General features: G+C 51.5%; 15 protein-coding genes. 7 read left to right on the forward strand and 8 right to left on the reverse strand.

Annotation, left to right across the window (positions count from 1 at the left end; genetic code table 11):
* Positions 1-156 precede the first annotated feature (156 nt).
* The 4 genes from ACNKIB_RS14505 to ACNKIB_RS14520 all read left to right on the forward strand — a co-directional run bounded on the left by ACNKIB_RS14505 (position 157) and on the right by ACNKIB_RS14520 (position 5,118).
* Positions 157-3,303, forward strand: a complete 3,147-nt coding sequence (locus ACNKIB_RS14505; protein ID WP_417911285.1) for an ATP-binding protein — start codon at positions 157-159, stop codon at positions 3,301-3,303.
* A gap of 78 nt (positions 3,304-3,381) precedes the next feature.
* Positions 3,382-3,744 carry a rhodanese-like domain-containing protein gene (locus ACNKIB_RS14510; RefSeq protein WP_417911286.1) on the forward strand — a complete coding sequence of 121 codons (363 nt, stop codon included), beginning with the start codon at positions 3,382-3,384 and terminating at the stop codon, positions 3,742-3,744.
* Positions 3,741-4,718, forward strand: a complete 978-nt coding sequence (locus ACNKIB_RS14515; RefSeq protein WP_417911287.1) for an SPFH domain-containing protein — start codon at positions 3,741-3,743, stop codon at positions 4,716-4,718. The genes ACNKIB_RS14510 and ACNKIB_RS14515 overlap by 4 nt, the downstream gene beginning before the upstream one ends.
* Before the next feature lie 25 nt (positions 4,719-4,743).
* Positions 4,744-5,118, forward strand: coding sequence for a lysozyme inhibitor LprI family protein (locus ACNKIB_RS14520; protein WP_417911288.1), 375 nt, complete (start codon positions 4,744-4,746; stop codon positions 5,116-5,118).
* A gap of 161 nt (positions 5,119-5,279) precedes the next feature.
* Here the strand turns inward: ACNKIB_RS14520 and ACNKIB_RS14525 are convergent, their stop codons facing one another.
* A complete protein-coding gene (locus ACNKIB_RS14525; RefSeq protein ID WP_417911289.1) occupies positions 5,280-5,405 on the reverse strand; it encodes a hypothetical protein in 126 nt (41 codons plus the stop codon).
* 78 nt (positions 5,406-5,483) lie between these two features.
* Here ACNKIB_RS14525 and bioC point away from each other — a divergent pair, with 78 nt between their 5' ends.
* The 3 genes from bioC to zwf all read left to right on the forward strand — a co-directional run bounded on the left by bioC (position 5,484) and on the right by zwf (position 10,459).
* Entirely contained in the window at positions 5,484-6,335 is an 852-nt protein-coding gene (gene bioC / locus ACNKIB_RS14530) for a malonyl-ACP O-methyltransferase BioC (RefSeq protein WP_417911290.1), read from the forward strand.
* 87 nt (positions 6,336-6,422) lie between these two features.
* Positions 6,423-8,972: a glycogen/starch/alpha-glucan phosphorylase gene (locus tag ACNKIB_RS14535; protein WP_417911291.1), complete on the forward strand. Its 2,550-nt coding sequence runs from the start codon at positions 6,423-6,425 to the stop codon at positions 8,970-8,972.
* Complete coding sequence (gene zwf, locus ACNKIB_RS14540) at positions 8,969-10,459, forward strand: glucose-6-phosphate dehydrogenase (RefSeq protein ID WP_417911292.1); 1,491 nt, start codon at positions 8,969-8,971, stop codon at positions 10,457-10,459. The genes ACNKIB_RS14535 and zwf overlap by 4 nt, the downstream gene beginning before the upstream one ends.
* Before the next feature lie 190 nt (positions 10,460-10,649).
* On the opposite strand, the gene nusB is transcribed toward zwf, so the two are convergent.
* From nusB to ACNKIB_RS14575, 7 genes are all read right to left on the reverse strand, one after another.
* A complete protein-coding gene (nusB, locus tag ACNKIB_RS14545; RefSeq protein WP_417911293.1) occupies positions 10,650-11,054 on the reverse strand; it encodes a transcription antitermination factor NusB in 405 nt (134 codons plus the stop codon).
* Positions 11,054-11,518: a 6,7-dimethyl-8-ribityllumazine synthase gene (gene ribE, locus ACNKIB_RS14550; RefSeq protein ID WP_417911294.1), complete on the reverse strand. Its 465-nt coding sequence runs from the start codon at positions 11,516-11,518 to the stop codon at positions 11,054-11,056. The genes nusB and ribE overlap by 1 nt, the downstream gene beginning before the upstream one ends.
* Before the next feature lie 348 nt (positions 11,519-11,866).
* Positions 11,867-13,111 (reverse strand): bifunctional 3,4-dihydroxy-2-butanone-4-phosphate synthase/GTP cyclohydrolase II, encoded by a 1,245-nt coding sequence (locus ACNKIB_RS14555; RefSeq protein WP_417911295.1) that lies wholly within the window; start codon positions 13,109-13,111, stop codon positions 11,867-11,869.
* A gap of 24 nt (positions 13,112-13,135) precedes the next feature.
* Positions 13,136-13,789 (reverse strand): riboflavin synthase, encoded by a 654-nt coding sequence (locus ACNKIB_RS14560; protein ID WP_417911296.1) that lies wholly within the window; start codon positions 13,787-13,789, stop codon positions 13,136-13,138.
* Between the two features lie 34 nt (positions 13,790-13,823).
* Positions 13,824-15,488 carry a hypothetical protein gene (locus ACNKIB_RS14565; protein ID WP_417911297.1) on the reverse strand — a complete coding sequence of 555 codons (1,665 nt, stop codon included), beginning with the start codon at positions 15,486-15,488 and terminating at the stop codon, positions 13,824-13,826.
* A gap of 642 nt (positions 15,489-16,130) precedes the next feature.
* The gene (locus tag ACNKIB_RS14570; protein WP_417911298.1) at positions 16,131-16,772 is read right to left on the reverse strand and encodes a tetratricopeptide repeat protein; all 642 of its coding nucleotides are present in this window, start codon (positions 16,770-16,772) and stop codon (positions 16,131-16,133) included.
* Positions 16,750-17,184, reverse strand: a complete 435-nt coding sequence (locus tag ACNKIB_RS14575) for a DUF29 domain-containing protein (protein ID WP_417911299.1) — start codon at positions 17,182-17,184, stop codon at positions 16,750-16,752. The genes ACNKIB_RS14570 and ACNKIB_RS14575 overlap by 23 nt, the downstream gene beginning before the upstream one ends.
* Positions 17,185-17,193 lie beyond the last annotated feature (9 nt).

Below are 17,193 nucleotides of genomic sequence, written 5' to 3' on the forward strand. Positions count from 1 at the left end.
TTGGTGGGCGAGGCATAACATTGTCTGGGAGGAGCTGAAATTTGTGTTGACGGGCCGCTGCAAAGCATGACATAGTGTATCCTACTCATCTGGCAGGCGATTTCAAGTATTCGCCAGGATTGAAGACGGAACGGCAGGCAGATGGAAGACAGAACGATGAAACAAAGATATGCGCAGACTGTCAGAAGGATTCATGATGCGCTGTTTATCAAGCGGATAGTTCCGGCTTTTCTGCTCCTGCTTATTGGCTCATGGTTCTACAGTAGCCTTGAGCTAGAGAACCAAATCACCGACCTGAAAAACCAGGAAACCCTGCATGTGGGCCAAGGCGCGGCTTTGCTTACCAGTAGCCTGCGTATGGTCAATGCCGATCTGCTTCATCTGGCTGGGCAGAAAACGTTGCTGGCGCGTACCGCCGAACCGACAGAGGAGAGTCTGCGCCAGCTTGCCAATGACTTTGTTATTTTCCTGCTCAACAAGGAAGCCTATGATCAAGCCCAGGTTTATGTCCAGATCCGCTGGATCGACAACATGGGTATGGAGCAGGTGCGAGTTGATAGCAGATCGGGCAGACCAGAGATTGCTCCGCCAGAAAGATTGCGCAGCAAGGCTGATCAGCCCTACTTCCTTGCCGCCTCGAAACTGGAGGCAGGCCGTGTCTTCCTTTCTGAACCAGAGCTGGATGCTGAACAGGAGGCTGCCAAGCTGACCATCCGGGCCGCTGCATCAGTGATCGATGGCCAGGGACACAGGCACGGCATCTTAGTTTTTACCTGCTTGGCCGAGGAAATGCTGCATAGTTTCGCGGAAAGCACGGTCAAGATCAAGGAACATGTCTCGGTATTCAGTAGCGAAGGTCGTCGTTTGCCACTTTCGGCCCCTGCTGACAGCCTCCTGCTTGCTGAGGGCCAGGCCCTACCCTATCTTGCCCCTGAAGCCTGGCGGAAAATCCGGGAGCAAGGCGAAGGAAGCCTGCTGGACCAGGACGGTCTCTGGGTCTGGAGCACAGTCTGCCCTTTGAGCAACCCAGACCGGGCAATGATGCCGAAAGAGAACAGCGGCTTCTGGAAAGTAGTTTCCCGGACAGACCAGAAAATTATCGCGGCAATCAGATTCAACATCTGCAAGAGAACGACAAGCGTTACCCTGCTCCTGGCCTTGGTGATCGGCTTCAGTGCCTGGAAGCTGGCTTTGGCTGAAGGCTCAATCCGCAAAATGAACGCCGGGCTGGAACAGCAGGTTAAAGAGCGTACTATCGAATTAAAAACTCGAGTCGCAGAGCTAAAAAAGGTCAACAGCGAGCTGAAGAGTGCGCAGGCGCAGTCAACAGCGATTATTGATGCGCTGGCCCGGATTGGCCTGGGGCTGATCATCATCGACGAACAGCACAAGGTGCGCTACATGAATCAGATGATGAAAGACTGGTTTGGTGACTTGACTCAGTCCGGGTGCTGCGGTCTGTCAGAGGAAGGGCATTATCCCTGGTGCCGCGCGCAAGTACGCGAGGCTCTGGCTGGCGAAAAATCAGTCTGCTATCTGCCGGGCGCATTTGATGGGCGGATCTTCGAGGTGGCAGCAGCCAAGTTTACCGACAGCGAGGGCGGAGCAGCCATCATCCAAGTGGTGCGGGACATCACCCAGCGCAAGCGCGAAGAGCGTTTGCTCAAAGAAAATCAGGAAAAATATCAACGTCTGGTTGATGATATCGGCGAAAAATTCGTGCTCTTCAGCCAGAAACCAGAAGTTGAGCGCTGGACGTATGCCAGCGACGGGGTAGTTTCTGTTTTTGGCTGCGCTAAGGAAGAAGTCACTGGCGGTAATTCCTGGGCAGAAAAGATCAGCTGGCTGCCAGAGTCGCTTGATCATGTTCTTTTCCATCTTTCCCGCATCCGGGAGGGCAAAGCAGACTTTATCCAGCACGATATGCAGTTTATCCACCCAGACGGCAGCCTGCGTACCATCCGCGTATCCTCGCATCCAGTGCGTGACCCGGATGGCAGGCTGCTCTCCATTGATGGCATTCTCGAGGATATCACTGAATATGAGTTAATCACCCAGAAACTGGGAGAGGCACAGGAGCGGGCTGAGGCGGCCAACCGGGCGAAGTCCGAGTTTCTCGCCAACATGAGCCACGAAATCCGCACGCCAATGAATGCCATCATTGGCATGTCGCACTTAGCCTTAGAAACTGATCTCAACCCGGAGCAGCGGAACTACATCGAGAAAGTCCACAACTCTGCCCAGTCTTTGCTCGGCATTATCAACGATATCCTCGACTTTTCCAAGATTGAGGCAGGCAAGCTGGAGATCGAGCAGATCGTTTTCTGTCTCCAAAAGGTGTTTGATAACTTGGCTGACATTATTGGCCTCAAGGCCGAGGAAAAAGGGCTGGAGTTGGACATCGAGGTAGCGGCCAACGTCCCTGTCCGGCTGAAGGGTGATCCTCTTCGCCTTGGCCAGATTCTGATCAACCTCGGCAACAATGCAGTCAAGTTCACCAGTCAAGGCGGGGTTAAGGTGTATGTCGAGCGACTGGACCAGGAAGGTGAACACGTCGTCCTGCAATTCTGCGTGGCTGACACTGGCATCGGCATGACCCAGGAGCAGCAAGGCAGGCTCTTTCAATCCTTCAGCCAGGCAGACAGTTCAACCACCCGTCGCTTTGGCGGCACCGGCCTTGGCCTGTCAATCAGCAAGAAGCTGGTCAAGTTGATGGGCGGCAGCATCCGTCTGGAAAGCGAAGTAGGCAAAGGCTCCCGCTTCTACTTTGTCCTCCCTTTTGAGCCAGTGCTGCATCAGGAAAACGACAAGCAGGATGAGGAGGTCAAGGAAGAGGATTTTGCCAATCTGCGCGGGGCCAGGGTCTTGTTGGTGGAGGACAACCAGCTTAATCAGGAGTTGGCAAAGATTTTACTCTGCCGCAAGGATATCAAAGTAACCATTGCCGCGAACGGGGTCGAGGCCTTGAAAAAGCTGGAGAACGCCAGCTTCGATTGCGTGCTGATGGACATCCAGATGCCGGTTATGGACGGCTATACTGCCTGTGCCGAGATCAGAAAACAGCCGCAGTATCGATATTTGCCGATCATCGCCCTGACTGCCAATGTTATGGCTGATGATCGAGAGAAAAGCCGGGCCGCAGGAATGAGCGATCACATTGGCAAACCCTTTAATGCGCAAGAAATGTACATAACTATGTCCCGCTGTATCGCGGCGGCGCAACAAGAGACCGTACCAGAAGACAGTGGAGTCGCTGCGGCCCGCCGGGCTGCCTATGCAGAATGCGAGCGCAACAAAAGCTAATACGCAGTCCTCAAGACCAACCTGGAGTTGAGGCAATTGCCGGAAGATCTAAACAAAACACCCCAAGGAGAACACAACATGGATCACACACTCAAGCCGAACGAGTTAAAATACCTGCTGGATAACCACGATGAACTGGTTATTCTGGATGTCCGCAGAAAGCAAGACTACGAAGCAGACCCCTGTCTGATCCCTGGCGCGGAATGGCATGACCCAGAAGAGCTTGAGCAGTGGGGCACAGAGATTCCAGCAGGCAGTCGGGCGGTTGTTTATTGCCTGAAAGGCGGTGCCTTGAGCAAAATGGTGACTGAATTCCTTCAGGACAGGGATGTCGAGACCTGCTATTTGGAAGGCGGCATCAATGCCTGGAAAACAACCGTCTTAGGGCAAAGCCTAGATCCATCCGCAACCTGTGGGGCCTCGTGCGGTGTGACGAAATGAAAAGCGTTAATGAATCACCTCTAGCATTTATCGGTAAGGCCGTATGGTTTATTGTTATTCTGTTTGTCTTTTTCCTGCTCAATGACTTCTGGTTCAAAGTTGAGCCAACAGAACGCGGTAATGTCCGCCGCTTTGGCGTGGTGCAATACGCCAAACCGCTTCAGCCGGGCCTGCATTTCAAGCTGCCGCTGATTGACAATGCCGACAAACTCCAAGTATCCCTGACCACCGTACATATACCGCCTTTTGATGTCACCACAGTGGATAATCAGAAGGTAACGCTGGAGATCAACTTCAACTACACCATCCCGGATGAGAAGGTAAATCATGTCATGTATGAAATCGGTCGTTCCGGCAACACTGACATTGATAGCCAAGTGGTTCCTGTGGTGAAAGACCGGACAGGCCGCATCTTTTCCAGCCTAAATATGGCCACGATCAACCTGAACCGCGTCACGATTCAGATGGATATTGAAAAGGATGTGGCAAAAACGGTCAGCGAACTGTTTGGCATTCAACCACACAGCTTGCAGATTGCAGGAATCACGCCCTCAGCCACCTTTATGGCCTCTAATGAAGAGGCGGTCAAGGCTAAGAACGCTGCGGTGGCCGCAGAAAACACCAAAAAGACCCGGCAATTTGAGGCGGATCAGCTGGTGATCAAGGCCAAGGGTGATGCGGATTCAGCGATTGAAGCCGCCAGAGGTCGTTCCGAATCTATGCTGCTCGAGGCCCAGGCTAATAAGACCCGGCAGGTGCTGGAAGGCGAAGGCTTGGCCTCGCGACTGGCTGCGGAAATCAAACCATTCGGTACACCAGAGCAATACATTGCCTATCTCAAGGCCAAAGCCCAATTGAATTGGAACGGGCAGCAGCCCCAGATAGTTGCGGGCGCAGGCAGTTCAGCCAATCTGATCATCCCAGTGCCGCAGGCCCAGTCTGCTGTACTGCCAGAGCAGCAGCCAGGCCAATAATTCTGCAAAATCAACCGGAGAAACCATGAAAAAGAAACTGATCATTGCTCTACTGCTCTGTTCTGCAAGCCAGGCTTTGGCCAACTCTGCCTGCGACAAGCCAATGAACGATTTTGACGGCCTGTACTGCTTGAACAAGGTATATCAGGAGGCAGATAACGAATTGAATGCCAACTATAAGAAGTTGAGCGAGAAGCTGGACAGCGAAGGCAAGAAAGCCTTGAAGACAGGACAGCTGGCTTGGATGAAGGAGAGAAATGCAACCTGTTCGCGGCACGAATCAAACGAGTTCTTTGTCAATCTTGACTGCGCCACAAGCAGTACAGTCAAACGCTCGCAGTTTCTTCAAGACCGCCTCCGGGAATGTATCAGCTCAGGTTGCCAGAACAGTAAATTGTAATGCTCTTTTGCCGGATTGGGCAGCTGGGCAAAGAGGTAGGGGAAGAGTCCGGCTCGTTTGCCAAGGAGTTTGGCTTGGCCAGAAAGGAGTTTTAGTCGGCAGGAAAGGAGTTCGGCTTGACCAAACTCCTTTCCGAGTCGGCCAGAAAGGAGTTTGGCCGACTATAACTCCTTTGCAAGTCGGCAGAACTCCTCTGCGGCTTGGCCAAACTCCTTTGGTAGTCGGCCAGACTCCTTTGTTGCCGAGTAGAACTCCTTTCTTAGTCGGCAAAACTCCTTTCTGGCCAAGCCAAACTCCTTTACAAGCGAGCTAGAAAGGAATGTTTTCTCCGAGTTACGGAATACATGCTGCCCCAGGAGCAAAAAATGCCCTTTCCGCTGCAATCTGTGCGCGGCACCAGGAAACGTAACGCTTCTCAACTTGTTGACTTGGGCCAGAGGTTTAATTTGTCAACCCAGCAGATTGACAAGCAGTTGCTTTGTCGGCAGTTTCGGCGGGCTACAGACAGCTACGAGCAGCAGGCCCTGATTCAGCAGCGGACTGCGGAGCATTTGCTGGAACTGCTCAGGCAGCACAACGGCCTGCGAGCGCAGCGGGTCTTGGAGATCGGCTGTGGCACGGGGCTGCTGACCCGGCGTTTGGTGCAGCAAATCCCTGGCATTGAGGTGCTGGTACTCAATGATCTGGTGCCAGATTTTGCCAGCTACTTTGCCACCGCTTCTCTGGCCCCAAAACTCACCTTTTTGCCCGGCGACATCGAACAACTGCCGCTGCCTGGCCTTTTTGATCTGATTATTTCCTCTTCCGCCTTGCATTGGCTGCATGATTTAGCGGGCCTACTGGCTAAATTGGCGGCGCATCTCCAGCCCAACGGCATTTTGGCCTTTTCCTTGTACGGGCCAGAGAATCTGCGCGAGATTAAAGAGCTGCTCGGCATTGGTCTTGACTACCACAGCCAGGCAGAAATTGAGGCCATGCTCCGGCAGCTGTTCCCCTTTGTCCGCAGCAAGAGCCAGCAGGAAGTTCTCCATTTTGCCAGGCCGCAGGACATCCTCCGTCATCTGCGGCAGACCGGAGTCAATGCCCTGCATCGCCAGTCCTGGACACGGCAACAGTTGGCGCAGTTCTGTGCCGACTATTGCCAGCGGTTTAGCGCGGAGAGCGGCGTGTTTCTCACCTATCATCCTCTGTATTTTGTCGCGCAAACCCGAGGATAACAATGACTCGATGGGGCAGTTTTGCTTTTGCCGCCCACCATCCTTTTCTTCAGCACGCTGAAGAGCAACCAGCAGCGGAGCCTTTTCATGACTGACATATCTCCTGACGACCGGAATCGGCGCGTTAACAAGATCAAGCGGGCCTTTGCCTACAATTTGTTCTGTCGGCAAGGAGTTACGTCGCGCACAGCCAGTTTGAACGACTATTATCTGGCTGTTTCCTACACCCTGCGCGACCGGATGCAGCATCTTTTTGTCAATTCAGTAGAAAAACTGCTGGAAAAAGACCCGAAAATCGTCTGCTACCTGTCAGCGGAATTTCTCACTGGCCCGCATCTGCTGAACAACTTGGTCAATTTCGGCTTGTATGAGGATTTTGCCCAAGCCGCAGAGGAAACGGGCCTCAACCTGAAAGAGATCATCAATCACGAGGAGGAACCAGGGCTTGGCAGCGGCGGTCTGGGCAGATTGGCAGTCTGTTATTTGGATTCGCTCTCGGCCCTCGAGATTCCGGCCATTGGTTATGGCATCCGCTACGAGTACGGAATGTTTAACCAGCGGATCGTGAACGGTTGGCAAAAGGAATTTAGCGACCGCTGGCTGCATCAGGGCAATCCCTGGGAAATCAAGAAGCCGGTCATGGCCTGCGAGGTCGGTTTCGGAGGCCGCACAGAGGTGTATCACTCAGAAAAAGGGGTTCGCCGCATCCGTTGGCGGCCTGCGCGGGTGATTACCGGCGTACCTTACGACACGCCTATTCCTGGCTACAAGGTGAATACGGTTAATTACCTGCGTTTATGGAGTACAGAGTCACATACATCCTTTGACTTCACGGAATTTAACACCGGCGATTACTATAGTGCGGTGGCTGATAAGATTAAGGCCGAGGCCATCACCAAGGTACTGTATCCCAGTGACGAACAGATTGAAGGCAAGCAGCTGCGGCTCCAGCAGCAGTTCTTTCTGACCTCCTGTTCGCTGCAAGATATGATCAGGCTGCATCTTTCGCGGCATGAGAATTTACACAATTTCCATCAGCACTTCCAAGCCCAGCTTAATGACACGCATCCAGCCGTGGCTGTGCCAGAGCTGATGCGTCTGTTGGTTGATATTCATCTTTACGACTGGGATGAGGCCTGGGAGATCACCCGGCAAACCCTGTGCTACACCAATCATACCCTGTTGCCCGAGGCCATGGAGAAGTGGCCGCTGGATCTTTTCGGCACCCTCTTGCCTCGGCATCTGGAGATCGTCTTTGAGCTGAACCGCCGCTTTCTTGATGAAGTGCGCATCAGATGCCCTGGCGATGACGGGCGGCTCCAGCGGATGTCAGTGATTGATGAAACCGGGCCGCGCTATGTACGAATGGTGAATTTGGCCTGTATGGGTGCTAAAGTGATCAATGGAGTGGCTGCCATCCACACTGATTTGCTGCGCAAGCACACTTTGGCCGATTGGGATGCCCTTTATCCCGGCAAAATCCGCAACGTAACGAATGGAGTCACGCCGCGTCGCTGGATTGCCGTGAGTAATCCGCGTCTGACCAAGCTGATTACCGAGGCTATCGGCGAAACCTGGCTGACCAACTTAGATGAACTGCGGCAACTCGAGCAGCTGGCCGATGATGCGGCGTTTCAAGAACAATGGCACAAGGTCAAAGAGGAGAACAAACGCGATTTTGCCGAGCTGATGCGCTGCCGTGACAACATCTGCGTGGATCCTTCGGTCATGTTTGATGTGCAGGTGAAGCGTATCCACGAATACAAACGCCAGCATTTGAACATCCTCCACATCATCACGCTCTATAGCCGCATCAAAGCCCATCCTGAGCTGAATATCACGCCGCGTCTCTTTGTCTTTGGCGGTAAGGCGGCCCCAGGGTACTTCATGGCCAAGCGGATCATCAAACTGATCAATTCCGTGGCGCAGGTTGTGAATCATGATCCAGCTGTGCGGGATCAAATTAAAGTCTTTTTTATTCCCAATTACAATGTTAAAATAGGGCATATCGTCTATCCGATGGCCAATTTGTCTGAGCAGATCTCTCAGGCAGGCATGGAGGCCTCGGGCACAGGCAATATGAAGTTTTCCATGAATGGTGCGTTAACCATTGGCACTTTGGACGGGGCCAATGTAGAAATTCGGCAGGAGGTTGGGCCTGATAACTTCTTCCTCTTTGGCCTTACGGTGGAGCAGGTGATGGAACTGCGGCGCACAGGCTATCAGCCAATTGATTATTATCATAATAATGACAGCCTGCGAGCCGCCATGGACCTGATCAGCTGCGGTCACTTTAGTTCTGGAGATCGTGAGCTGTTCAAGCCGATTATTGACTCGCTTTTGTATCATGATCCGTATATGCTCTTAGCTGATTATCAGGATTACATCAATTGTCAGGAACGGGTCAGCCGTCTTTTTGCAGACAAGAAGAGTTGGACGAGGATGTCAATCCTCAATACGGCCCGGATGGGCAAGTTCTCCTCTGATCGCTCGATCCTGGAGTACAGCCGCAATGTCTGGGATGTCCAACCTTGTCCGGTTGAACTCTCAGGGCAGGATTTACCTGAGAATGGGATTCTGTTTTATCCTGAAATGAGCCAAAGCAACGGGAGTAAGCATCAAGGAGACCTTGCATGATCGCCAATACCACGTCCTGCGAACTGAAAGTGGAAACTAAGCCCTGCGATTTTACCATTTTCGGGGTGCTGGGAGATCTTTCGCAGCGTAATCTGCTGCCCTCCTTGTATCAGCTGGAGAAAGCAGGCCTCCTGCACCCAGAAACCCGAATCATTGGGGTTGCCAGGCACGCGCTTGACCAGGAGACCTTTCTCGTTGAGGTGCGAAACAGGCTCAAGACCTTTGTCGGTGAGTCGCTGGATTCTCAGATCATGGAGCATTTGCTGGCCAGGATGCGCTATGTGCTGATCAACCTGGATGTAGCGGAAGAATACAAGTGTCTGCTGGGAGTAGTGAATCCTCAGGAGCGGGTGTTTGTCAGTTATTTCTCGGTAGCACCGTCGTTGTTTGGCCCTATCTGCACTGGGTTGGCTCATGCGGGACTCGTAACACCCAATACCAGGGTCGTTCTGGAGAAACCCATAGGTCGTAATCTCTCCTCGTCGATTGAGATCAATGATCTCGTGGCTCAGGTGTTTCACGAGAAGCAAGTGTATCGGATCGATCACTATCTTGGGAAAGAGACCGTGATGAATTTGCTCGCCCTGCGCTTTGCAAACTCTATTTTCACGACTAACTGGGATCACAACACGATTGATCATGTACAGATCACGGTTGCAGAGGAGGTGGGCATAGGCAGTCGATGGGGTTATTTCGATCAGGCAGGCCAGATGCGAGACATGGTGCAGAATCATTTGATGCAGATTCTTACCCTCGTGGCAATGGAGCCGCCGATTAATCTGCAAGAGGATAACCTGCGCAATGAAAAACTAAAGGTGTTGAAAGCATTGCGGCCCATCACTTCGAAAAATATTGATAAACGAGTTGTGCGGGGGCAATATGGACCTGGTTTCATTAAAGGCAAGCCGGTTCCCGGTTATCTTGAAGAAAAGGGCGGTAATATCAACTCCACTACAGAAACTTTCGTGGCTATTCGGGTGGATATTGACAATTGGCGATGGGCCGGGGTGCCTTTTTATCTCCGCACCGGCAAAGCAATGGCTTGCAAACGCTCTGAGGTGGTGATCAATTACAAGCCTCTGCCACACAACATCTTTGCGGATACTTATCGCAGCTTGCCTGCGAATAAGCTGATCATTCGTTTGCAGCCCGATGAAGGTGTGGAGATTGAGATGCTCAATAAAGTGCCAGGGATCAGCGATTGCCTGCGCCTCCAGCGCACCATGCTGGATCTCAGCTTCTCTGAGGCGTTTAGCAAAGAGCGCATTGCCGGGGCTTATGAGCGCCTGATATTAGAGGTCATGCAGGGAAATCAGGCCCTGTTCATTCATCGCGATGAAGTGGAAAGCTCTTGGCACTGGATTGACTCTATTCAGGAAGCCTGGGCAAAAGCAAATGAGCCGCCCAAGCCTTATCCGGCAGGCAGTTGGGGGCCTGTGGCTTCGGTGGCACTGCTGGCGCGAGACGAAAGAGAGTGGGAGGAGTAAAGCGGCTAGCATCTCTCTCAGCTGAGGGCTGCTACGCTGTTTTGCTGCCTTAACCTGGGAGAGATGCGGTCAAATCTGTGTTAGATTGGGCTTGAGCCATGTAGGCCGCGCCAAAAACAAAGGCGGATCAAAGTTGATGCGCAAGGACGAGAGCGAAGGCGGGTTTGTCGCCTGCGCTCTTGGGTATTCCCTAAAGGCTGTCAAGAATACCATTGATGAAGCCAACAGAATCCGGTTCGGCGTAGCGTTTGGCGATTTCAAGTGCTTCATTGATGGCGACGGTAGCTGGGACATCCTTGCCGTATTTTATCTCATAGGCCGCGATACGGAGGATATTGCGATCTACAGCGGCCATCCGCTCTATCCGCCAGTTGTGAGAACTGCGAGAGAGCAAGCTGTCAATCTCCTGGCGATGGCGGCAAATGCCTGCGATGAGCTGCTCGGCATAGGTAATAGCTTTGGCCTCTACAGGAAAACAAGTGCAGAACTCATTCACGCGAGCTAGCAGTTCATCCTCGCTACAGGTGCCTTCCTGCACATCATGCCCATAGAGGAACTGGAGGGCCAGTTCCCGTGACTTTCTTCGCAGTCCCATTACAGCTGTTTGATAAGGCTGATCATTTCCAAAGCCGCCACTGCCACGTCCGCGCCCTTGTTGCCCGCCTTAGTGCCGGCCCGCTCAATCGCCTGCTCGATGGATTCGGTGGTTAGAACTCCGAAAAGCACCGGAATGCCGGTATCAAGCATGACCTGCGCGCTGCCCTTGGCAACCTCATTGGCGACAAAATCAAAATGCGGAGTTGCCCCGCGAATAACCACGCCGAGGCAGATAACCGCATCGTATTTGCCGGAGCGGGCCATCTTCTGCGTGGCCAGTGGAATCTCAAACGCGCCAGGCACCCGCGCCACGTCAATGTCGTCGCCCTTCACGCCGGAGCGCGTCAGGATGTCCAATGCGCCTTCAAGCAGCTTTTCCGAGATGAAGGAATTGAAGCGGGAAACCACAATCCCGATCTTGCGCCCGTTGCCTTGCAGATTGCCTTCGATGTAGTTTGCCATTATTTTCTGCCGTAGTGTGTTATGTTCTCGTCAATTATAAAGATGTTCTTGCAGCGAGCGATTTGGCCTGCGTAGCCAGCCGCGCAACGACGGCACAGTCCTCAGAGATAACATGCCTCATGTTGACCTTGACATGAGGCATGTCAGGCGCAACATACGGTATATACCCTCGCACATGGCGTATGTCGGATCGTATCTGCGCCATGTACGGCTTCACACGAAGCATATCAGGCTGAATATGAGATAGGTACGACCCGCCGCGCCCCATGTTGGCTCGCATATAAGGCATATACGGTCTGACATGAGGCATGTTCAGCCGCACATAAGCTGAGGCTTCTTGTCTGTTTTTCACGGCTCCCCAACCACCGGGCCTTGCGGCTCGTCGCCGTACAGCTCCAAGAGATGCCCCATCTTGTCGCGCTTGCAGCGGAGGTAGTCTCTGGTCTCGCATTCGCAGACCATTTCTATTGGCAGGCGCGCCACCGCCTCCAAGCCGTAGCCTTCCAGCCCGATGAGCTTTTTCGGGTTGTTGGTCAGCAGACGCATCTTGCGCACGCCAAGATCACGGAGAATCTGCGCTCCGAGGCCGTAATCGCGCAAATCGGGCTTGAAGCCAAGATGAACATTGGCCTCAACGGTATCCATTCCTTCTTCATCCTGAAGCTGATAGGCCCGCAGCTTGTTGACTAAGCCAATTCCCCGGCCTTCCTGCCGCATGTAGAGGATCACACCCTTGCCTTCCTGATCTACCATTTTCATGGCCGCTTGCAGCTGCGAGCCGCAGTCGCAGCGCGAGGAGCCGAACACGTCGCCGGTCAGGCATTCGGAATGCACCCGCACCATCACCGGCTCGTCGGGGCTGATTTCGCCTTTAACCAAGGCGATGTGCTCGAAATCATCCACCTCGTTTTTGTAGGCGATGATTTTAAATTCCCCAGCATGGGAGGTGGGCAGCCGCGCCTCCGCCACCCGATGCACCAGCACGTCCTCGCGCAGACGATAGGCGACCAGATCGGCGACTGTGGCAATCTTCAGGCCGTGCTTTTCGGCGAAAATCTCTAAATCCGGCATCCGGGCCATTGTCCCGTCATCCTTCATGATCTCACAGATGACACCGGCTGTGCGCAGCCCAGCGAGGCGAGACAGATCAACCGAGCCTTCAGTCTGACCAGTGCGCACAAGAACCCCGCCTTTGCGCGCCCGCAGCGGGAAGATGTGGCCGGGGCTGATAATGTCGCGGGGAGTCGCGTCCGGGGCTGCCGCAGCCAAGATGGTGCGGGCGCGGTCAGCGGCGGAAATGCCGGTGGTCACGCCGGTGCGGGCCTCAATGCTGATGGTGAAGCCGGTGCCGTAGGGCGACTGGTTGTTCTGCACCATCATCGGCAAATCAAGCTGGTCAATGATGTCAGGACTCAGGGTCAGGCAAATCAGGCCGCGCCCGTGGGTGGCCATGAAGTTGACCGCCTCCGGCGTGACAGCGGTGGCAGCCATGCAGAGATCGCCCTCATTTTCCCGGTCCTCGTCATCCACGAGGATGATCATTTTCCCGGCCCTGATGTCTTGTATCGCCTCTTCGATGGAACAGACCGCCATGATGCGCTCCCGCTCAAAATTTGTTCAGCGCAGAAATCCGTGCTCGGCCAGAAAGGCCGGATTGATCCTGCTGTCAGCCGCTCCGGCATCCTTAGCCGCGAGCAGCTTTTCCACGTATTTGCCGATCAGGTCAACCTCCAGATTCACCCGGTCGCCCGCTTTCAGGCCGCCCAGCGTCGTCACCGCCAGCGTGTGCGGGATGATCGAAACCGCAAAGCGGCTGCCAGTGCAGCTATTCACGGTCAGGCTGACTCCGTCAATGGTGATTGACCCCTTCTCAATAACATATTTGGCCAGCTTTTGCTCAAGAGAAAAGGTGAAGAGGGTGAAATCGCCCGCCGCCCGGCGTTCCTCGACCCGGCCTTGGGTATCCACGTGGCCGCTGACCAGATGGCCACCGAGCCGGTCAGACAGCCGCAGAGCGCGTTCGAGATTAACCTTGCTGCCAACCATCAGTATGCCTAAATTGGTGCGGGACAGACTTTCCGGCGAGACATCGGCCAGAAAGCGGCGGCCTTGAATGTCACGGGCGGTCAGACAGACTCCGTTGACGGCGATAGACTCGCCTTCCTGCGGCTCAGTCAGGTCAAAGCCGGCCTCGATGCGGAAGACCATGCCGCCGCCTGCGGGCCGCTTTTCAAGCACCATGCCCAAGCCTTGAATGACGCCGGTAAACATAATTCAATTCCCTCTTCCAGTGAGATTCATCCCTTTATTCGATACGCTCAATTTTATTGAAATCGTAAACAGTATATCTATTATTACTGTGCATGTGATGAATCCCTTTTGTTTCGTAAAAAAAATCAGGTGTTACTTGCCCAACTTCCTCTTCTATAAACGAGGATGGTGATATGTCTTTTATTTTAGCAAGTGTCAAAGATTCTCCATAGGAATCAAATCCCTGCTTTTGCCTGACTCTAACTGTAAAACCATCTTGATCTACAAGGATGCCTCCATTTCTTGCAATATTGCTATTGAAAACTAACGGATTTAAACTATGGCTAATCCAATTTCCCGATAAAGGATTCTCGCCGTAAAACGCAACAAGAATTGAATTGGCATCCTCATGTTCTATCTTATTAAATAAGAGCCACCATACATCTCCCCTGCTAAAAATCATTGGGTCAACAGCATCGACATTGCTCATTATATCATTTTGATACTCCCATTCCATGGGATATTTTATACACTTATACAGCCTGATTGAATGTGATCCAGATACTTCCGGAACCATATACATCTCATTATTGTATTCAAAAACAAAAGGAAATGACATGTGAAATTGCTCATCTATTACTGTGCCAAGTATCGTATAGCTTCTATCGAAAAGCTCTACTGCTGCAATACTGCCTTTGCCGTATTTATAATCATAATCTTCAACATAGCAAACAGTTCGTCCGTTCCTGGTCACAACAAACGGATCTGCAAAGTAATGATTCGGGATATTTTTTATCCGAATGCCTTTTCTTAGAATCGCAGACTGCCAATGATATTGAGTAAATCCTACACCCCATCTTTGGTGTTTATTGAATATATGTTTACTTAAGTACTGCTTTACTATATACAAATCAGTACGTGATAGATATATCAACGATTGCCATGGTGATGGAGCTACTAAAAGAGGGCCATCAAAAGGAGAGCCTCCCTCTGCTTTAGGTAAGCTATCGTTTTCAGCATACTGTAGGATTATTCTTGATAAGTATGGATGACTAAATTTGTATAAATTGATAATGTTCTCTGCATAAGATCGTTTAGTTGTTACTTCTCCTCTGAATAAGACTGAACCGGCATCAAGTTCTTCTGTTAAGATTTGAATAATAAACCCGGTAGAAGGTTTTCGCAAATAAACCTCCCAGAACGCAGGTGGCCCTCCACGATTCCAGCGATTATCGCCGTGGTGGAATGATATTATACCTTTTTTTGAAGAGTTAATTATATCCCCTTTAAATATACCAGGCGCGTTTCCTCTGATAATAATGTCCAAATCGAGCGATTTGATTTTTTCAATATCACTAGCCGGATATTGGACAGTCAATTTGGAAGATGAAAAAATAGGATTCAGATAAATTTTATTGCTACCGACAAACTTATCTATGCTTAACGATACGTTATGCTCTCTGGCTTCACGAGAAGTGATCGAAAGTAGCTTGAATTCTATAGCAGATATTAATTTAAAAGGAAGCCATTTTACAAAACCAGATAGCTTTCTTCTTGAAAATAACGACGTTATCTTTTGAGCAAATGTCCTTTCTGAGAAAGCATGGTTGTTTATTAAATAGAACAGCTCCACCTTGCTGCTCTTTACTAGCTCATCAATGATTTCGTAAAGATATTTATCGCAATAAGTTGAATCTAAAATAATTCCTATTTTTTTCATATTTCAACCAAATCGTAATCTGATCTGTTTTCCTGGAAAATATCTCAATACCTGTCTGTTGACATAGATAAACAGAGGAGCGTACCTGAAATTTACTCGACCGATCAATGATGCGTTTCAAATTTCCTGCATGATATTTATCATATAAGTCAACAAGTCAGAAGAAGAGTTGATCTCCATGTTGTCGCCATCAGGTTGAAATTGAGAGCGAGCCGTTTTCTTCTGTTGCGGAATTTATTGCATAACCACTAGAAACCATTCCTTTCTTGCTCGCTTGCGCAGCAGTTCGGCTTGGCCAGAAAGGAGCTTTGCCGACTTGAAAAGGAATCTAGCTCGGCAGAAAAGGAGTCTGGCCGATTAACAAAGGAGTTTAGCCAAGCCGCAGAGGAGTTTTGCCGACTATAACTCCTTTTCAAGTCGGCAGAACTCCTTTCTGGCTTAACAAGAAAGCAGTTTAGCCAAGCCAAACTCCTCTTCTGCCGAGCAGAACTCCTTTCTTACCGAGCCGTACTCTTCCCTTACTTCTTTGCAGAGAACTTCCGCGACCTGTAGAAAATGCCGACTCCCGAAGAGTATGTGACTGATGCAGCAGGAAAACTATTCAAAACGCAGCGATTCCGGTTTGCTCCTGATACCTTTTCTTCATTCTACAAGATTATCGGCAAGAATGGCAAATTCCTCGGCCATACGCTGGTGCTTGAAGTTTTTGTGGATGGCGGCAACGGTGCGATAGGTGTCTGCCGCCTTGAGCTTGTCGCCCTTTTCTTGATACAGCTCGGCGATTACGATCATTGTTTCTACCATGCCCTTGGGGTCTTTGGTGAGCTGATAATGCTCAACCATGTCAAAGGCATATTCCAAGGCTTTGTCCAGTTCACCCAGCTTGCGGTGCGCTGCCGCCATCTTCTTGTTCAGGGCGAGGATGGAGAAAGAATCCTCCTCCTTCTCGCAAATGGCGTAGGCACGGCGATAATGCGCCAAGGCAGCGGCGTAGTCTTGTCGCTCTAAACAGGCATCGCCAAGCCGGTCTGAGGCGTTGGCAATACCTGATTCATCACCCTGTTCCTCAAAGCCTTTAAGGGCGTTGTGAAAGGACATTGCGGCTAAAGCGTATTCGCCTTTCTTGAACTGCTCGCGGCCTTCGCGATAATCCTGCTTGGCCGGGTCGTTTTCTGCGGCAGTCTTGGCTGGCTGCGCCGGGCCAAGGCTGGCAAGTGACTGGGTGAAGGTGGATGCCATTATTTTTTCTCCGTAGTAAAAATCATGCTGGCCAGAATTCATCATCAAAAGCCTGCTCAAGCGACCAAGGACAAATTTCAGGAAAAGTGCTTTTGGGCAGACCTGTTTCCCGTGCAGCACCAGTGCGGGCGTATTTATATGCCCGTTCGATGGATTCAGGTAGTTTTTGTTTCAGGCTGGGATTGTCCTGCAAGTGATCTGCAATCTGCTCCCGCTGCTCTTCAATGGTGTATCGCCAGCTGTTGCTTTGGTATCCGGGCTGATACTGCCATTTGAGGAGATGAAGGAAAAGAACAGTCAGGCGGTTGATCAATTCGCGATGCTGGCTTTTTCCCATATCTTCTATTTCTTCAGCAAGATGCTCCCGGTCTATTTCCGCGATCCTGCCAGCTCTGAGTAAGGCCGCTTGTTGATTTGCCCAGCCGAAAAAGTCGGCGGTATGCAAGCAGGTGTTCATTTTTTCGTC

Source organism: Candidatus Electronema sp. PJ, assembly GCF_048287395.1.
Taxonomy (GTDB): domain Bacteria; phylum Desulfobacterota; class Desulfobulbia; order Desulfobulbales; family Desulfobulbaceae; genus Electronema.